Annotated in this window: 13 protein-coding genes; 6 read left to right on the top strand and 7 right to left on the bottom strand. The window is 61.4% G+C overall.

The features are described 5' to 3' along the window. Positions 1-2: 2 nt before the first annotated feature. Both M8523_RS05165 and M8523_RS05160 read right to left on the bottom strand, forming a co-directional pair. Positions 3-1,013, bottom strand: coding sequence for a BMP family lipoprotein (locus M8523_RS05165; RefSeq protein WP_282583833.1), 1,011 nt, complete (start codon positions 1,011-1,013; stop codon positions 3-5). 280 nt (positions 1,014-1,293) lie between these two features. Next, a complete protein-coding gene (locus tag M8523_RS05160) occupies positions 1,294-1,656 on the bottom strand; it encodes a winged helix-turn-helix transcriptional regulator (protein ID WP_282583754.1) in 363 nt (120 codons plus the stop codon). On the opposite strand from M8523_RS05160, the gene M8523_RS05155 reads away from it, so the two are divergent. Next, on the top strand, positions 1,648-2,715 hold the full coding sequence (locus M8523_RS05155; protein ID WP_282583753.1) for an NmrA/HSCARG family protein: 1,068 nt from the start codon (positions 1,648-1,650) through the stop codon (positions 2,713-2,715). The genes M8523_RS05160 and M8523_RS05155 overlap by 9 nt on opposite strands. A 284-nt stretch (positions 2,716-2,999) precedes the next feature. Then, positions 3,000-4,085: a bifunctional DNA-binding transcriptional regulator/O6-methylguanine-DNA methyltransferase Ada gene (gene ada / locus M8523_RS05150; protein ID WP_282583752.1), complete on the top strand. Its 1,086-nt coding sequence runs from the start codon at positions 3,000-3,002 to the stop codon at positions 4,083-4,085. Between the two features lie 67 nt (positions 4,086-4,152). On the opposite strand, the gene M8523_RS05145 is transcribed toward ada, so the two are convergent. Continuing rightward, a complete protein-coding gene (locus M8523_RS05145) occupies positions 4,153-5,724 on the bottom strand; it encodes a Y4lR C-terminal helical domain-containing protein (RefSeq protein WP_282583751.1) in 1,572 nt (523 codons plus the stop codon). Positions 5,725-5,962: 238 nt separating this feature from the next. Here M8523_RS05145 and M8523_RS05140 point away from each other — a divergent pair, with 238 nt between their 5' ends. From M8523_RS05140 to M8523_RS05130, 3 genes are all read left to right on the top strand, one after another. Next, complete coding sequence (locus M8523_RS05140) at positions 5,963-6,928, top strand: sugar-binding protein (RefSeq protein ID WP_282583750.1); 966 nt, start codon at positions 5,963-5,965, stop codon at positions 6,926-6,928. A gap of 149 nt (positions 6,929-7,077) precedes the next feature. Beyond that, the gene (locus tag M8523_RS05135; RefSeq protein WP_282583749.1) at positions 7,078-8,604 is read left to right on the top strand and encodes a sugar ABC transporter ATP-binding protein; all 1,527 of its coding nucleotides are present in this window, start codon (positions 7,078-7,080) and stop codon (positions 8,602-8,604) included. Further along, a complete protein-coding gene (locus M8523_RS05130; protein WP_282583748.1) occupies positions 8,597-9,607 on the top strand; it encodes an ABC transporter permease in 1,011 nt (336 codons plus the stop codon). Before M8523_RS05135 ends, M8523_RS05130 begins: the two co-directional genes overlap by 8 nt. 4 nt (positions 9,608-9,611) lie before the next feature. Here the strand turns inward: M8523_RS05130 and upp are convergent, their stop codons facing one another. Further along, positions 9,612-10,241: a uracil phosphoribosyltransferase gene (gene upp, locus M8523_RS05125; RefSeq protein ID WP_282583747.1), complete on the bottom strand. Its 630-nt coding sequence runs from the start codon at positions 10,239-10,241 to the stop codon at positions 9,612-9,614. 154 nt (positions 10,242-10,395) lie between these two features. On the opposite strand from upp, the gene M8523_RS05120 reads away from it, so the two are divergent. Continuing rightward, positions 10,396-12,006 (top strand): B12-binding domain-containing radical SAM protein, encoded by a 1,611-nt coding sequence (locus M8523_RS05120; protein ID WP_282583746.1) that lies wholly within the window; start codon positions 10,396-10,398, stop codon positions 12,004-12,006. 69 nt (positions 12,007-12,075) lie between these two features. Here M8523_RS05120 and M8523_RS05115 read toward each other — a convergent pair whose 3' ends face one another. The 3 genes from M8523_RS05115 to M8523_RS05105 are packed head-to-tail and all read right to left on the bottom strand — an operon-like array spanning position 12,076 to position 14,400. After that, positions 12,076-13,164, bottom strand: coding sequence for an MBL fold metallo-hydrolase (locus M8523_RS05115; protein WP_282583745.1), 1,089 nt, complete (start codon positions 13,162-13,164; stop codon positions 12,076-12,078). Continuing rightward, a complete protein-coding gene (locus M8523_RS05110) occupies positions 13,124-13,714 on the bottom strand; it encodes a hypothetical protein (protein WP_282583744.1) in 591 nt (196 codons plus the stop codon). The genes M8523_RS05115 and M8523_RS05110 overlap by 41 nt, the downstream gene beginning before the upstream one ends. After that, entirely contained in the window at positions 13,714-14,400 is a 687-nt protein-coding gene (locus tag M8523_RS05105) for a hypothetical protein (RefSeq protein ID WP_282583743.1), read from the bottom strand. The genes M8523_RS05110 and M8523_RS05105 overlap by 1 nt, the downstream gene beginning before the upstream one ends. Between the last annotated feature and the right edge of the window lie 596 nt (positions 14,401-14,996).

Genomic DNA, 14,996 nt, shown 5'->3' with positions numbered 1-14,996 from the left:
GCCTACTCAGGGCACTTCGAGTCCGACATGTAGTCGTGCACTTGGATCTTGCCGTCGATGATGTCCTTGGCGGCAGCGTCGGCTGCCGCCTTCATTTCGGGCGTGATCAGCGCCTTGTTATAGTCGTCGTAGGAATAGCCCACGCCATCTTCCTTGAGGCCAAGAACCTGACTGCCCGGCTTCCAGGTGCCGTCCTTGGCGTCCATGAAGGTCTTGTAGGTCGCCACGTCGACATGTTTGAGCATGGAGGTTAGGATCTTGCCCGGAAACAGGCCGTCCTGGTTCGAATCGACGCCGATGCCGAGCTTACCCCCGTCGGCCGCAGCGCGAAGCACGCCGAGGCCGGTCGCGCCGGCAGCCGCATAGATCACCTCTGCGCCGCGGTCGATCTGCGAGCGGGCGAGTTCGCCGCCCTTCACCGGATCACGCCATGCGGCGCCGGTGGTGCCGGTCATGTTCTGGTACACGTCGGCTTTCGGGTTCGCGTATTTCGCACCCTGGACATAGCCGCAGCCGAATTTGCGGATCAGGGGGATGTCCATGCCGCCGACGAAGCCGACCTTGCCGTCCTTCGAAGCTTTGCTGGCCAGAAGCCCGACCAGGAACGAGCCCTGTTCCTCGCGGAACGTGATCGACTGCACGTTCGGCTTGTCGACCACGGAATCGATGATGGTGAAATGGGTGTTGGGGAATTCGGCCGCGACCTTTTCAAGCGGCTGCGCCTGTCCGAAGCCCACTGCCACGATCGGGTTGAAGCCGTCGCGGGCGAATTTGCGCAAGGCCTGTTCGCGCTGGGCGTCGTTGGTCACCTCGAAGTCGCGGAAGTCGATGCCGGTGTCGGACTTGAACTTCTCGGCGCCGTGAAACACGCCTTCGTTGAAGGATTTGTCGAATTTGCCGCCGATGTCATAGACCACGGCCGGCTTGACGCTGGCGGCGGACGCCGCCGTCGCACAGAGCGCCAGAAGGCTCGCACCGGCCAGGACAGCCGCACCACGCGTGCAACGCGTCATCATCAGGATCACTCCACCAAAACAAGGTCGGGAGCCGCGAAGCTCAGCCGCGTGCAACATGGCACGAGACTTCGAGGTCGGGAAAGGGCGCAAGCGCCGGAACCTGCGTGTTTTGTTGCCGTGGGGTGCCTGCGGTAACGGCAGTGTGTAGGGGGCCGTCACTTGCGTCCGCTGCGCGAGACAGCAGCAGACATTTGAACCTGCGTGATGCAACTCCCAACCCTCCGTTTCGCGGCGGCTGCGAAACGGCGCAAGACTATTCATTCGCACATCAATGTACTCATACGGCAGCAGACGCTGCATATGCGGCCTGAGCGGCCATGACCTCCCCTCGATGCTCTTCCGCCCATCGCAGCATCGCCTGCAGATGAGGTTCAAGCGAACGGCCGAGCGTTGAAATTTCGTACACGACCGCGACCGGCGCCGTGCTGACGACCATGCGTTTGATGAAGCCGCTGGCCTCAAGCCGTCTGAGGCACTGCGTCAACGCGCGTTGCGTGATGCCCTTTTGCGTTCGTCGCAGCGCGTTGAACCGCATGGGACCGGCACAAAGGGCATCAAGAACAAGCAGCGTCCACTTGCCGGTCAGCTCTTCCAACACCAGACGGTTGAGTTCGATGGATTCGGGTGCCGCTTGCGCCATGCGGGATACTCCAACGTACCTGGTACGCTTCAGGTGCCTAATTGCATACTAGTACGATTTATATACCTATTCGGCTTTCAGCGACAGGAGGTCGGCACGATGGTCGAGAAAGCGCAAAGATTGAGCGACGCCGAAAGCGGTTCGGGCAAAAGGACCGTGCTGGTGTTCGGTGCGACCGGGCAGCAGGGTGGGGCCGTCACAGCCGCGCTCAAGGCGAAAGGATGGTCGGTCAGAGCTCTTGTCCGCGATCCGCGCAGCGCGAAGGCCCGTGCCCTGGCATCGGCAGGCGTGGCCGTTGTTCCCGGCGACCTGGCCGATCCCGTCTCGATCGAGGCTGCCATGTCGGGTGTCTACGGAGTGTTCAGCGTGCAACCCAGTTCGGGTCAAGGACCCGCCTATGGTGTCACTGACGAGCAGGAGGTTCGCTATGGCACGACGATCGCCAATCTCGCGCTTGCTCACGGCGTTCAACACCTCGTGTACACGTCGGTCAACGCGGCTGGGCAAGGCCCTACCGGCATGGGCCACTTCGATAGCAAGACCCAGATCGAAGAACACATCCGCGGCCTGCCTCTGCGCAGCACGATTGTCCGTCCGGCCGCGTTCATGGAACTGCTGACGCTGCCGGGCATGGGGCTCGACCAGGGCGTTTTCACATTCTTCCTACGTCCTGACCAATCCGCGCAGATCATCGCGGCCGACGACATCGGGAAGATCGTGGCCGGCGTGTTTGCCGACCCGGTACGATATGCCGGTCGCACCATCGAGATCGCAGGCGACCAGGTGACAGGGATCGATCTCCAGAAAGAGCTCACCCGCGCTGCCGGTAAGCCGATCACCTATCAACGATTGCCGGACAGCCTTCTTCAGGAGAACGCGTTCCTGGGCGGTTTGGCATCCTTGATCGACGATGGCCGCCTCGCAGGCCATGCGGATATCGCGTCGCTCAGGGCCGAGTTCGGAAAGCTGTATCATCTCTCCGACTGGCTGGCAGGGCCTGGCAAGCCATTGTTGGACTCCGCAACTGGCGTACATGGCGGAGAGATGTCGCTTCGTTGACCAGCATAGCGGAATGAAAGCTTTCCGCGGCAGGTCGAGGGAGCAGTATGGTGCGTAGGCTTGAGTTTGCACAGCCCGAAGTCCTGCTTGTGATCCGCAAGCGGCTCAACACCGATGACAATCTCAGAGTCCAAGTTCGGTCGGTAGCCGACCCTCGGCCGCCTTGCCGATCTGCCGGCCCGCAAGACACAACGGCCTCGGAATTCGAAAGCAAGGTCCGGGGTGCGGCGGGCCAAAGGCGCGTCTACGGTCCGGTGATGCTACTCTGGTCAGCGGGAAACGACATGTCGGCGATGGCGATGGGAGACACCACCAAGACGGTTCAAACGCAGCAGGACGCGCGATGGCGCGCTGTGATGGAGCGTGACGCCACGCTCGACGGAAGCTTCGTCTATGCGGTGGCGACGACCGGGGTCTATTGCCGTCCCTCCTGCCCGTCTCGGCGCGCGAAGGCCGAGAATGTCAGCTTCTACGGCAGCGCGGCAGCGGCGGCCCGAGCCGGCTTCCGTCCCTGTTTGCGCTGTCGGCCCGACCAGCACGGACAGGCCGACGCTCATGCCGCTGTTGTGGCTGACGCGTGCCGGACCATCGCGGCGGCCGAGACCCTGCCGAGCCTCGCCGTGCTGGCCCGTCAGGCTGGGTTGAGCCCGTTCCATTTCCATCGCGTGTTCAAGGCCGCGACAGGGGTGACGCCCCGAGCCTATGCGGTGGCGCACCGGACGGGCCGCTTGCAGGCGGCCCTGGCGGCGCCCGACGCAAACGTGACACAGGCCATATACGAAGCCGGCTTCAATGCGAGCAGTCGCGCCTATGCGGCAGCCGATGAGGCGCTGGGCATGACGCCCTCGGCTTATCGGACGGGCGGGAGGGAGACGGTGATCCGCTTCGCGGTCGGGGCCTGTTCGCTCGGCGCGATCCTGGTGGCCGCGACCCCACGCGGGCTCTGCGCCATCCTGCTCGGCGACGACCCGGACGCGCTGGTTCGCGATCTGCAGGACCGGTTTCCGAAGGCGGAACTCATCGGCGGCGACCCGGACTTCGAGCGGCACGTCGCCACGGTCATCGGACTGGTGGAGGCCCCAGGCGGCCGCCTCGACCTGCCGCTCGACATCGCCGGGACGGCGTTCCAGCGGCGGGTGTGGGAGGCCCTGCGGGCCATCCCGCCAGGCCGCACTGCGAGCTATGCGGAGATCGCGGCAACCATCGGCCTGCCGCGTGCCGTGCGGGCCGTGGCGCAAGCTTGCGCCGCCAATGCTCTGGCGGTGGCGATCCCCTGCCACCGGGTGGTGCGTTCCGACGGCGGTTTGTCGGGCTATCGCTGGGGGGTGGATCGCAAACGCGCGCTTCTCGATCGCGAAGCCGAGCGCTGAGACGAGGGTATAATGCCTGTGCCGGCCGACTGTCTCCAAGCAACTGCGGGATCAGCCGCCGCCACGCTCAGCGCTGCAGAAAAGCTTCGACGGTTGCGCTCGCGATGAAGCCCGCCAGCGGGATTTCCTCAAGTGGCCTCGTTCCCGCCAGATCGCGGGACACGAGAGCAAAATCGACCCACAACAGTTCGTCGGGCTCCGCCTCCTCTTTAAGAACGGCAGACGTCCAGGCGCAACGCTCCGCCCAGGCTTTGCGCCGCCCCGGGAGCAGCTTGGTCGTCACCGCGACCAGCCGCTGCTTGCGGGACTTCAAGGGGCGGAGCAGAGCCTCGACGTCTTCACCGGCCTCGAACCAGGATGCGACTGTCTCGAACTCCTGCATCCATGTCAGGGAACGCCGATGTGCGTCCTCCACGGCAGCGGGACCTGTCAGGTCCGCCGGCAGTCCCGCCAGCAGGGCCTCGGCGAGCACCGCAGGCGGTGAAGCGTCCGGTCGCAGGCTGGAAAGCCCCAGGACATCCATGGCCTGAAGCAGGTGGAAGGGCGGTGGCGTGCCGGTGTCAAGATGAGCCACGAGGGCATCGGCGAGCCGCCGTTCAAACAACACCATGGAGATTTCGACGCTTTCGACGCCGGCCAGAACGTCGTTGATGAAGGCCTCCGCGTCCGCCTTGGTCAGCGCGTCGCGAATCCAGGCATCCGCGATGCCGGTCCCGAGTTTGACCAGGACACAGGCCACGGCGAAGCGTCGGCCACGCTTGACCATGGCAAACAGGCTTTGGGCACCGGCACCATCGCAGATCGAGGCCAGCACAAGTCGAACCTCCGAGCGGGGTGGGCGCTCGACGCCCTGCGACGATTTCGCGCGCAGACTGCGGATCGCGGCGTCGATCTCTGGCCGGCGTTTCTCTCCGACCCAAAACCGGATCTGCATAAGCCACGCCGACAGGACCGTAGCGACCGGTCCATCGATCTTGGCGTCTTTCAAGGCCGTAAGCGCCGCGTGAGCCACCACGGCGTCAGGCGACAGCGCAAATCCCAAGGTCGATTTGCAGACCGTCGGGTTCGGCGACGCGGCCAAGAGGGTGGCCATCGCGGCGCGATGTTCGCTCGGCAACGCCGAACCTGTGGCGGCAAGCTCGGCGTGCAGCGCGAAAGGATCGTCCCCAAGCGCCGCCGCGAGGTCGGAGAAGGGGTCGACTGAACCTTCCGGACTCTCATCTTCGGATGCTTCCGGCAGATCAGCGAGCGCCTGCATCATGACGTCGCGCAAGGCCGGTCCAGGATCGAGTTGAGCCTCCGCAAAGGCCCGTGCCAAAAGCATGATCGCGACCGGCTCGCCATTGCCGGCCGGCAGCGCGGCCGCGACGGCCTTCTGGACTTCCCCGATATCGCGAGCCGCCGCGACGTCACCGCCGTTGGCTGCGATGCGGAGTTCCGTCAGGCCGTCCTGGAACAGGATGCTGTAGCGCTCGACCATGGCGTCCCGTGGTTTTTTACGGCTCATCTCTTGGAAGAGCAGACGCGCCAGTTCCGCAAGGCTCTGAGCGACACTCATCATGCTCGACTGGGCTTCCAGACCGCCGCCGCCGCCTCGGGGCCGTTTGGTGGCAGGCACCTTGCCGCCGGATCGGGCCATATCTCTCTCCATTGTCGAGCCGATGGTCGGAGCGTATCGGTTTATATGCCAACTACGCATCCCGGAATCTCTCTCTACGACCGCACTAAAATTCTAGTGGACGGGTTGCGGGAAAAATGCGCAAACTTTTCTGGAGCGCGTTCGAAGAAACGCGAAAATCGGCACGGTGCGGGACGTGTCGGCGCCAGCAGTCCAACGGTCGCTGGCGGTGAATGATAAGTCCGCGGGAGGAACGCCAATGCATCGCTTTACGAAACGTACCCTGCTGTCTGCTGCATCCGTGCTGATCGCGGGGGCCGCGTTGATCCAGCCCAGCGTCGCTGCCGACAAGAAGACGCTTGCCTTCGTGGTGAACGTCCCGGCCGATTTCTGGACCATCGCGCGTCGCGGCACGGAAAAGGCTCAGAAGGAGCTGCCGAACTACAACGTCGAATTCTACATTCCTGGCGAAATGTCGGCCGCCGCCCAGAAGCGTATTCTCGAAGATCTTCTCGCCAAGGGCGTTGCTGGCGTCTCGATCAGCCCGGTCAATCCCGACAATTCCACCGAGATCCTGAATCAGGTCGCGTCCAAGGCCGTCCTGTTCACGCAGGATGCCGATGCGCCGAAATCGAACCGCGTCATGTATATCGGCACCGACAATGTCGCGGCGGGGCGGCAGGCGGGCGAGCTCATCAAGAAGGCGCTGCCGAACGGCGGCAAGATCATGCTGTTCGTCGGCACCATGGACGCCGCCAATGCGCGTGAGCGGAGCCAGGGCATCAAGGAAGTGATCGCCGGCACCAAGATCGAGATCATCGACATTCGCACCGACGGCGGCGATCAGGCCAAAGCCAAGGCGAATGTGGAAGACACTTTGACCAAATACCCCGACATCGACCTGCTCGCCGGCCTCTGGGCCTACAATACACCGCAGATCTACAATGCGGTGAAGGCGGCCGGCAAGGAAGGCAAGGTCAAGATCGTCGGCTTCGACGAGGATCAGCAGACGTTGAAGGGCGTGGCGGAAGGCGTGATCGACGGCACTGTCGTGCAGCAGCCCTACGAGTTCGGCTATCAGTCGATCAAGAACCTTGCGAAATACATCGAGGGCGACAAGTCGGTCGTTCCCGCCAACAAACTACAGATTATTCCGACGCAAATCATCGACAAGTCCAACGTGAAGGAATTCTCGACGCGCGTTCGAGATCTGTTGAAGAAGTAAGCGTCGCAACCGGCGGGCGCGGGGCCGCGAGGTCCTGCGCCGTCATGCTGTTTCGGGACTGTACCCGCAAACCCGGGCCGGCAGACCGCGCTTTCGCCGTGCGAGGCGGGCGGGCCACCATATTTCGTCGCTCGAACAATTAGGCAGGAATGGCCGAGACCCTTCTCGAATTGCGTGGGATCATCAAGACCTATCCGGGCGTGACGGCGCTTGACGGTGTCAGCCTGTCGGTCGGCAAGGCTGAGATCCTCGGCCTGATCGGCGAGAATGGGGCCGGCAAGTCGACGCTGATGAAGATCCTCGGGGGTGTCGTCGCGCCGACCGCAGGCGTCATCGTCGTTGACGGCACCGAATTTCCGACCCTCACGGTCAAGGAAGCCACCAAGGCCGGCATCGCCTTCGTGCATCAGGAACTCAACCTCTTCGAAAATCTCGATGTGGCCGCGAATGTGTTCATCGGCCGCGAACCACGCCGAGGCGGCATTCTCAATCTCGTTGACGAAGCGACTATGCATGCGCGCGTGGCGCCGCTGCTCACGCGGCTCGGCGTCGATTTCGGACCCGGCGACTCCGTCGAGACCTTATCGATCGCGCAACGCCAGATGGTCGAGATCGCCAAGGCCCTGTCGCTCGACGCGCGCATCATCATCATGGACGAGCCGACATCGAGCCTGACCCTGACCGAGACGGAGCGCTTGCTTGGCGTGATCGCCGAATTGCGGGCCGACGGCGTGAGTGTGATCTATATTTCGCACCGGCTCGCCGAGGTAAGGGATTGCTGCGACCGCGTCGTCGTGCTGCGGGACGGCAAACGTGTCGGCGAACTCGCCAAAGCCGAGATCAGCCACGCCGCCATGATCCGCCTGATGATCGGGCGAGACCTGAAATCGATCTACATTCAGCCGAAAACCGTCCCGCAAAATGCCGGGCTTGATGTCAAGGAGCTCGTGACCTCAGCCTTTCCGGACCGGGCTGTCAGCCTGTCGGTTCGGTTCGGAGAAATTTTGGGGCTCGCCGGCCTCATCGGCTCCGGCCGCACGAGCCTCGCCGAGACTGTCTTCGGCGTCCAGCCGCCGGTCGCGGGCGGCATCACGCTGAACGGCACGCCCATCCGTGTGAACACCGCGCGGGACGCCATCGCCGAGGGCATCTACCTCATTCCGGAGGACCGAAAACGCTGCGGCCTGCTTCTCGACATGCCGATCGTCGAGAACATCTCGCTCGCCGATCTCGACAGCTACGCGCCGATGATGCTGGTCGACGGCGGTCGCGAGCACAAGGTGGCCGAAGAACAGCGCCGCAGCCTTTCCATCAAGGCGCCGAGCGTCGACACCAAGGCCATCACGCTGTCGGGCGGCAACCAGCAGAAGGTCGTGCTCGGCAAGTGGCTCTCGATGCGCCCGAAGGCGATCATCTTCGACGAGCCGACACGCGGCATCGATGTCGGGGCCAAGAGCGAGATCTATGCGCTGATGCGGGCGCTCGCCGACCGCGGCGTCGCCATCCTGATGATCTCCAGTGACATGGAAGAGGTCATCGGGGTCAGCGACCGCATCGCGGTGATGCACGAGGGCCGTATCAGCGGCTTCCTCGACCGCAAGGATTTCTCAGAACACAATGTGCTGATGCTTGCCGTCGGCCACACGGGTCAAGAGGACGTTGCCGCCCATGCTTAAGAAAGAGCTTGGACTTTTCCTGCTCATCGTGGTGATCGGCGGCGTGACGGCGACGATCAACCCGCAGTTCCTGTCGCAGGTCAACCTGATGAACCTCGCGAACCAGATCGGGCTGTTTGGCCTGTTCGCCATCGGCGAAGGTTTGGTGATCATCACCGGCGGCATCGAATTGTCGGTCGGCTCGATGTTCGCTCTGCTCGGGATCATCTTCCTCGACCTCTTGATCAACTACGACCTCGGTTGGCCCTTGGCGCTGCTGGTCACGGTCGCCGGCGGCGTGGTCCTCGGCGGCATCCACGGCACGCTGGTGACGCGCCTCAAGATGCAGCCCTTCGTGGTCACCTTGTGCGGGCTGCTGCTCTACCGCGGCATCGCGCGCTGGTACACGGCCGACTCGACGCAAGGCTTCGGCTACGGCGGCGGCTACGAGAACCTGGAATGGCTGATGTCGGGCCGCAGCTACAACGTGCCCCACACCTTCATCTTCCTCGTCATCGTCGCGGCGATCATGAGCGTGGTGCTGCATAAGTCTGTCTTCGGCCGCTATCTCTTCGCGGTCGGCAAGAACGAGGAGGCGGCTCGCTTCTCCGGTATTCCCACGGCGCGGGTGATCACGACCGCCTATGTGCTCTCGGGCCTTTTGTCGGGTCTGTCGGCCGTGTTCTTCGTGTTCTACACCCAGTCCGTCTCACCCTCGGCGCACGGCAACTTCTATGAGCTCTATGCCATCGCGTCGGCGGTGCTCGGCGGCTGCTCGCTGCGGGGCGGGGAGGGATCGATCATCGGCATCGTGCTCGGCACCGTGCTGCTGCAGGTGCTGCAGAACCTCGTCAACATGCTGGGCATCCCGAGCTCGCTCAATTTCGCCGTGATGGGCGCCGTGATCCTGCTCGGCGTGCTGGCCGACCAGCAATTGCAGCGCCGTCGCCAGCGCAATATCGCGCTGGCCGGGGCCGAGGCCCGAAACCTCGCCCGGCAATCCTCGGCGGGCGCTGCGGCCTAAACACTCACTTCGTGCCGAACATCCGGTCGCCCGCGTCGCCGAGGCCCGGCACGATGTAGCCGTGGTCGTTGAGGTGGCTGTCGACCGCCGCCGTCCAGATCGTCACTTCCGGGTGCGCGTCGCGCAGGCGCTTGATGCCCTCGGGCGCGGCGAGCAGGCACACGAATCGGATGTCCTTGGCGCCGCGCGCCTTCAGCCGGTCGATCGCCGCGACGGCCGAGTTCGCGGTCGCCAGCATCGGGTCCATCACGATGGTCAGGCGGTCGGCGAGATCGCTCGGCGCCTTGAAGTAATATTCCACCGCCTGCAGCGTTTCGGGGTCGCGGTAGAGCCCGATATGAGCCACGCGGGCGGAGGGCACGAGATCGAGCATCCCGTCGAGAAATCCGACGCCGGCCCGCAGGATGGGCGCGAAGACCAGCTTCTTGCCGGCGATCATGGGGGCCTTCATGGGCTGTAGCGGCGTCTCGATGTCGACGAGTTCCGTCGGCAGGTCACGCGTCACTTCGTAGCAGAGCAGCATGCCGATCTCGTTCAGCAACTGCCGGAACCCCTTGGTGGACCGGCTGTCCGTCCGCATCAGGGTCAGCTTGTGCTGCACCAGCGGGTGATCGACGACGTGGACGCCTTCCATTTGGCTTTCTCCCTTTACGGCTGCGCGTCCCTGTAGCACGGCTCTCCCGTCTCCCGCGAGGGCGGGACAAGGAAGATGCACCGGGGCCTCGCCGCCGCCGTTTTCCGTGCTAGAATCTCCTTGAAAATCAGGTCGCGGCCGAGGAGTTGTCTGGGTGCGTTCTACCGTTGAAGTTTCCAATGTCCGGCGCATTCTGTGCGTCTTCCCGCACTACACCCCCTCCTTCGGCACCTTCTCCCACGCTTATCCGCTGATGCCGGGCGTCAAGGCCTTCATGCCCCCGCAGGGGCTGCTCGTCATCGCGGCCTATCTGCCGGAGAAGTGGGACGTTCGCTTCATCGACGAGAACCTCCGGCCGGCCAGCGACGAGGATTATCAATGGGCCGATGCGGTCTTCGTCTCCGGCATGCACATCCAGGAAAAGCAGATCCACGTCATTCACGAGAAGGCCAAGCGCTTCGGCAAGGTGACGTGTATCGGCGGCTCCTCGGCCTCGGGCGCGCCGGAAAAATACCCCGAGTTCGATTACCTGCATTCGGGCGAGATCGGCGACGCCACCGACCAGCTGATCCGCATCCTCGATGCCGACCTCACGCCGCCGGCCGCCCAGGTGGTGCTCACCACCGTCGAGCGCATGCCGCTCTCCGACTTTCCGCTGCCGGCCTATGATCAGCTGCCGCTGAAGAAATACCTGCTCGGCTCGCTGCAGTTCAGTTCCGGCTGCCCCTACCGGTGCGAGTTTTGCGACATTCCGGCCCTCTATGGCCGGCAGGCGCGGCTGAAGACGCCCGAGCAACTGCTGGCGGAGCTCGACGCCTTCATCTCGCAGCCGGCGCACCCGGCCGTGATCTATTTCGTCGACGACAATTTCATCGCCAACCGCAAGGCCACGAAGGAGATGCTGCCGCATCTGGTGGAATGGCAGAAGAAGCACGACTACCCGCTGCAATTCGCCTGCGAGGCGACGCTCAACATGGCGAAGCAGCCCGAGATCCTGGAGCTGATGAAGCAGGCGGGCTTCTTCACGGTCTTCGTCGGCATCGAGACGCCGGAACTCGATGCGCTGAAGGCCATCGCCAAGGACCACAACAATGCCGTGCCGATGTTCGAGGCGCTCAACACGCTGAACAGCTACGGCCTGGAGGTGACCTCCGGCATCATCCTGGGGCTCGATTCCGAATCCGACGAATCGGAGCAGCGCCTCATCGAATTCATCGACCGCTCGGCCGTGCCGGTGCTCACCATCAACATCCTGCAGGCGCTGCCCAAGACGCCCCTGTGGGACCGGCTCGCCAAGGCCGACCGGCTGATCGACGACCCCAAGCTCGAATCGAACGTCAAATTCCTGCGCCCGCACGATGCCGTGGTGGCGAGCTGGCGCCGCGCCATCGCGCATGCCTACAGCCCGGAAAACATCTTCAGCCGCTTCCGCACCCAGATGGACGTGACCTACGGCAACCGCATCAAGACCCCGGCCAAGGGCAAGCTGACCCGCGCGAACCTGCGTCGCGGCCTCTTCATGGGCGCCAACATCATCTGGCAGATCGGCGTCAAATCCGACTACCGCGGCGTCTTCTGGCGCTCGGCCTGGCACGCGCTGAAGAAGGGCCAGATCGAGGCCATCTACAACATGGGCTTCGTCTGCCACCACCTCATCCAATTCACCCGCGAGGCGCTGCGGGGGGAGCACAATGCGTCGTTCTATGCGGCGCAGAAGAAGGAATTGGGGGATGCGGGGGCGGAACGGGTGGATGTGGCGGCTTAAACACGTTTTCCAGCTGTCTCATCGCGCGCCGATTCGCTCAGAGGACATGCAAATCTGTCTAGCGGCTACTCAGGCTCCAGGTGGGATCATATGCGACAGCTTCGAACTATCACCGCCGTACTCAACTTGCCACTTGGAAGTAAGCAATTTACGAAAACGTAAATGGCCTAACGTCTGGTCACCTCCTTCAACCTGGATGCCAAATTTGGTAAGCGTTTGCTCCACCCTTTGATCACGCTTTTTGCTTTTTCCAACCCTGACGCGCGAAGCTATATGCGCGTTTGAGGTATAGCGTAGTATTCTGTCCACATCTGTATTGGAGGGAAGTTTGCGACCTCTACTCCAAGGCGTCAGTCCCGAAGTGACGTCACTGAGCAACAGGTCTGTCCACGTCAAAGGGTGATGACCGGTTACGGATCCGTGATGAGGAATTTTGAAGAAGCAAGCTTGACCTCTGTTACGCCACGCCGCTCGGTTAAGCGCATCCCAGCCGGTACTCAACTTGCTTGTTTCCAAGTCTGCCCCGAACAGTAGCTTGTCTGCCTGGATTTCGACGACTGCTGCGACTGATGCGTCATTACGGGGTGGCGAAATAATGCGTCGCCCGGGCTCATCAGACAAGACATAATTTCGGATAGATTCCATGAAATCAACAAAGTCTCCACTACTCGGTGATAATGACTCGAATCTAAATGGAAAAGTTGATCGATCCTCAGCAATAATTTGATTATGCCAGCAAAACATAGAGTCTCTGTGCTTAATCAAACTAAGCACTTGCACAAGTTCATCGATGCCGCTTGAAATAGTGCTCGTAGAGGGCGGGTCTGCCCGCTGTAGTAACGTAATGAACTCGTCTTCCAATAGAACTCCCGATAACGCGATTATTGCAGAGGAGCACTGTGCGATGAGTGAGGCTGCGCCTCCAATATGATCATCATGCCAATGAGTAATCAGAATAGCCACGACGTCACTTTGCAGATCGCAGCCGAGTGAAATTAAATACTCCAGCGCTACAGGCTGGCCGCTGCTAGTAAGCAAGCTGTCAATAATCAGCCACTTGCCTTGTCCGACGTGAATACAGATCGACTCGCCATATCCACGGCTAAATATCGATACCTCAATCTCTTGCAGGCCTGGTTTTGATGCGGGAAGCGTCACGTAAACTACTCAAAAGAGAGGCTGCCTTTGCACCAATTCTCGTCGATTCGGGAGCATATTTGCGGAAGTAAATGATTGGCTTGCGTGAGTAAGTTCCACCTTTTTCTCGCGTGTAGCCGATTATGAGATGAAACAGAGCACCACGTTGGATTTTATGCCGGTCAACCTTGTCGACGATCTTGAACGGTATGGTTGTGAACTCGGCGTCTGTTGACGGTCGAGTCAGATCAACGATTCGAGCATTGAAGCGACTGTCTTCTATGCCTTCGACGCAGCCCTGCCACTCCTGTAGGGTGTTCACCGATATGCCCGTGATTTCTGATCTCTTGAAAAAGCCTTCGACGTGAAAAAGGATCTCCTCATTTTTGCGAGCCCCTGTAAACAGCTCAGGCTGAAACTCGGGATGTCGTTGCAGGGTAAAGCGCTTAGCAGCGCGGTCGACAACTCTTAAATCCCGGTCAATGCTCACTTCATGAGAAACGAAACCGTAGCTTGACTTGTTAGCCCGTACCGTCTCTGGCACTATTTCTCGAAGCGCAGCCGTGGGCATTACAAGCCTCTAGCAACTGAAATAAGATGAGACAAAACGGATCGCGCTCTCTGCAACGAGGGAGTTAATTGTTTTAAGCAAAGGCCAGGGAAATCGATGCTGGATTCGTTCTTAGCAATCGAGAAGTGATCATTGTGCTGAAAGAAAACACCTTGCCCTGCAGGGATGTGCGCGGATGGCTGTACAGTTACCATTATGTGGCCGGACGCGCGGTCTGGAGGAGAAACTTGTTGCATCGACAGGCTTGTTAGTCCCCCAACCTGCTCTGAAATATCGCTTTCCAGCGTGCTGCCCCAGTCGCCCCATGGCTGGATTGGTGCAAGCGTTCTGCCGAAAGCAGTCTGTTGCTGGCGGCTCAAAACACGGAAGTGGGCGAAGTAGTTTATGCCCATCGCGGTGATGGGAGTGTGCGGTAGCGCCTTCGCAAAGATATCCGCGATAACGTCTGCAACCCTAACGAATGGCTCCGAAAGAGCGTGTACCGTGAATCGATCAATCAGTATCTCAAACCGAAGAGAGCCAACTTTAAATTGGGCAACTTCAGCATGTATGACGTTCACGCCCCCTTCATCTAGTTCTGCCGAGGAGACGACTTCCTGGCGAACTAGCCAGTCAGGATTAAAGATGGCTGGATTGAAGTTGCCTGCCAAAACGACAGATGCTCCTTGCTCCTCGACATGTTCCATATTTCGTTCGAGAGACATAGCTTCGATTGAGTGAGCGGTTTTGACGAGCCTACGTACATTCTTTTTTGCATCACGTCACTAAATTCTACACTGGCGACCGCTGGCGAATGGCACGTAAACGACATTGATACCGAGGGGCTGGTGGCGGTCCCAGGAGCCATTCTCTTCGGATGAGGCGCCGCTGCAGTGGTCACCCGTGCGTCTGCGTGCTGGCCCCAACAATGCTGTAGAGCAGCCGTAGAAGACGTTCTCGCGCACGGATGTTAGACAGTCTGGCAGAAGGTCGGGTCCTAACTCGGTTTATTCGGGCGGATGGATCGACACCCGTCGCCGCCGATGATGGTAACCGGGCTCCTGGACCCTTGGGAGACGCTCTGGAACGCGTGAATGGCAACCGTTCTCGGATGGGCCCGATTGACCAACACGGAAGGGCTCAGGGTTCTGCTAACAGAATTTTTGGCTAAAGTGAGCGGCACGGCAGGCCCTCTAGAAATGAGGTCAAGGATACCGACCGCGGCGGGCCCGCGCAAGGATGGCCGCCTGCAACAATGGCCCGGTGAATTACTCCCGCTGTCCGGTTGCGCCGCGACCCAGGC

Origin of the sequence: Lichenifustis flavocetrariae (assembly GCF_026130545.1) — a bacterium.
GTDB lineage: Bacteria > Pseudomonadota > Alphaproteobacteria > Rhizobiales > Beijerinckiaceae > Lichenihabitans > Lichenihabitans flavocetrariae.
Note: the sequence above shows the minus strand (reverse complement) of the source record. Positions and strands in the feature narration are given on the sequence as shown.

Bases quoted from the DNA above. Each gene is read 5' to 3' on its own strand.
- ada (WP_282583752.1), top strand. From the start codon at position 3,000: ATGTCGGCGATGGCGATGGGAGACACCACCAAGACGGTTCAAACGCAG.
- M8523_RS05165 (WP_282583833.1), bottom strand. From the start codon at position 1,013: ATGACGCGTTGCACGCGTGGTGCGGCTGTCCTGGCCGGTGCGAGCCTT.
- M8523_RS05160 (WP_282583754.1), bottom strand. From the start codon at position 1,656: ATGGCGCAAGCGGCACCCGAATCCATCGAACTCAACCGTCTGGTGTTG.
- M8523_RS05105 (WP_282583743.1), bottom strand. From the start codon at position 14,400: ATGGAACATGTCGAGGAGCAAGGAGCATCTGTCGTTTTGGCAGGCAAC.
- M8523_RS05140 (WP_282583750.1), top strand. From the start codon at position 5,963: ATGCATCGCTTTACGAAACGTACCCTGCTGTCTGCTGCATCCGTGCTG.
- upp (WP_282583747.1), bottom strand. From the start codon at position 10,241: ATGGAAGGCGTCCACGTCGTCGATCACCCGCTGGTGCAGCACAAGCTG.
- M8523_RS05135 (WP_282583749.1), top strand. From the start codon at position 7,078: ATGGCCGAGACCCTTCTCGAATTGCGTGGGATCATCAAGACCTATCCG.
- M8523_RS05110 (WP_282583744.1), bottom strand. From the start codon at position 13,714: ATGCCCACGGCTGCGCTTCGAGAAATAGTGCCAGAGACGGTACGGGCT.
- M8523_RS05130 (WP_282583748.1), top strand. From the start codon at position 8,597: ATGCTTAAGAAAGAGCTTGGACTTTTCCTGCTCATCGTGGTGATCGGC.
- M8523_RS05145 (WP_282583751.1), bottom strand. From the start codon at position 5,724: ATGGCCCGATCCGGCGGCAAGGTGCCTGCCACCAAACGGCCCCGAGGC.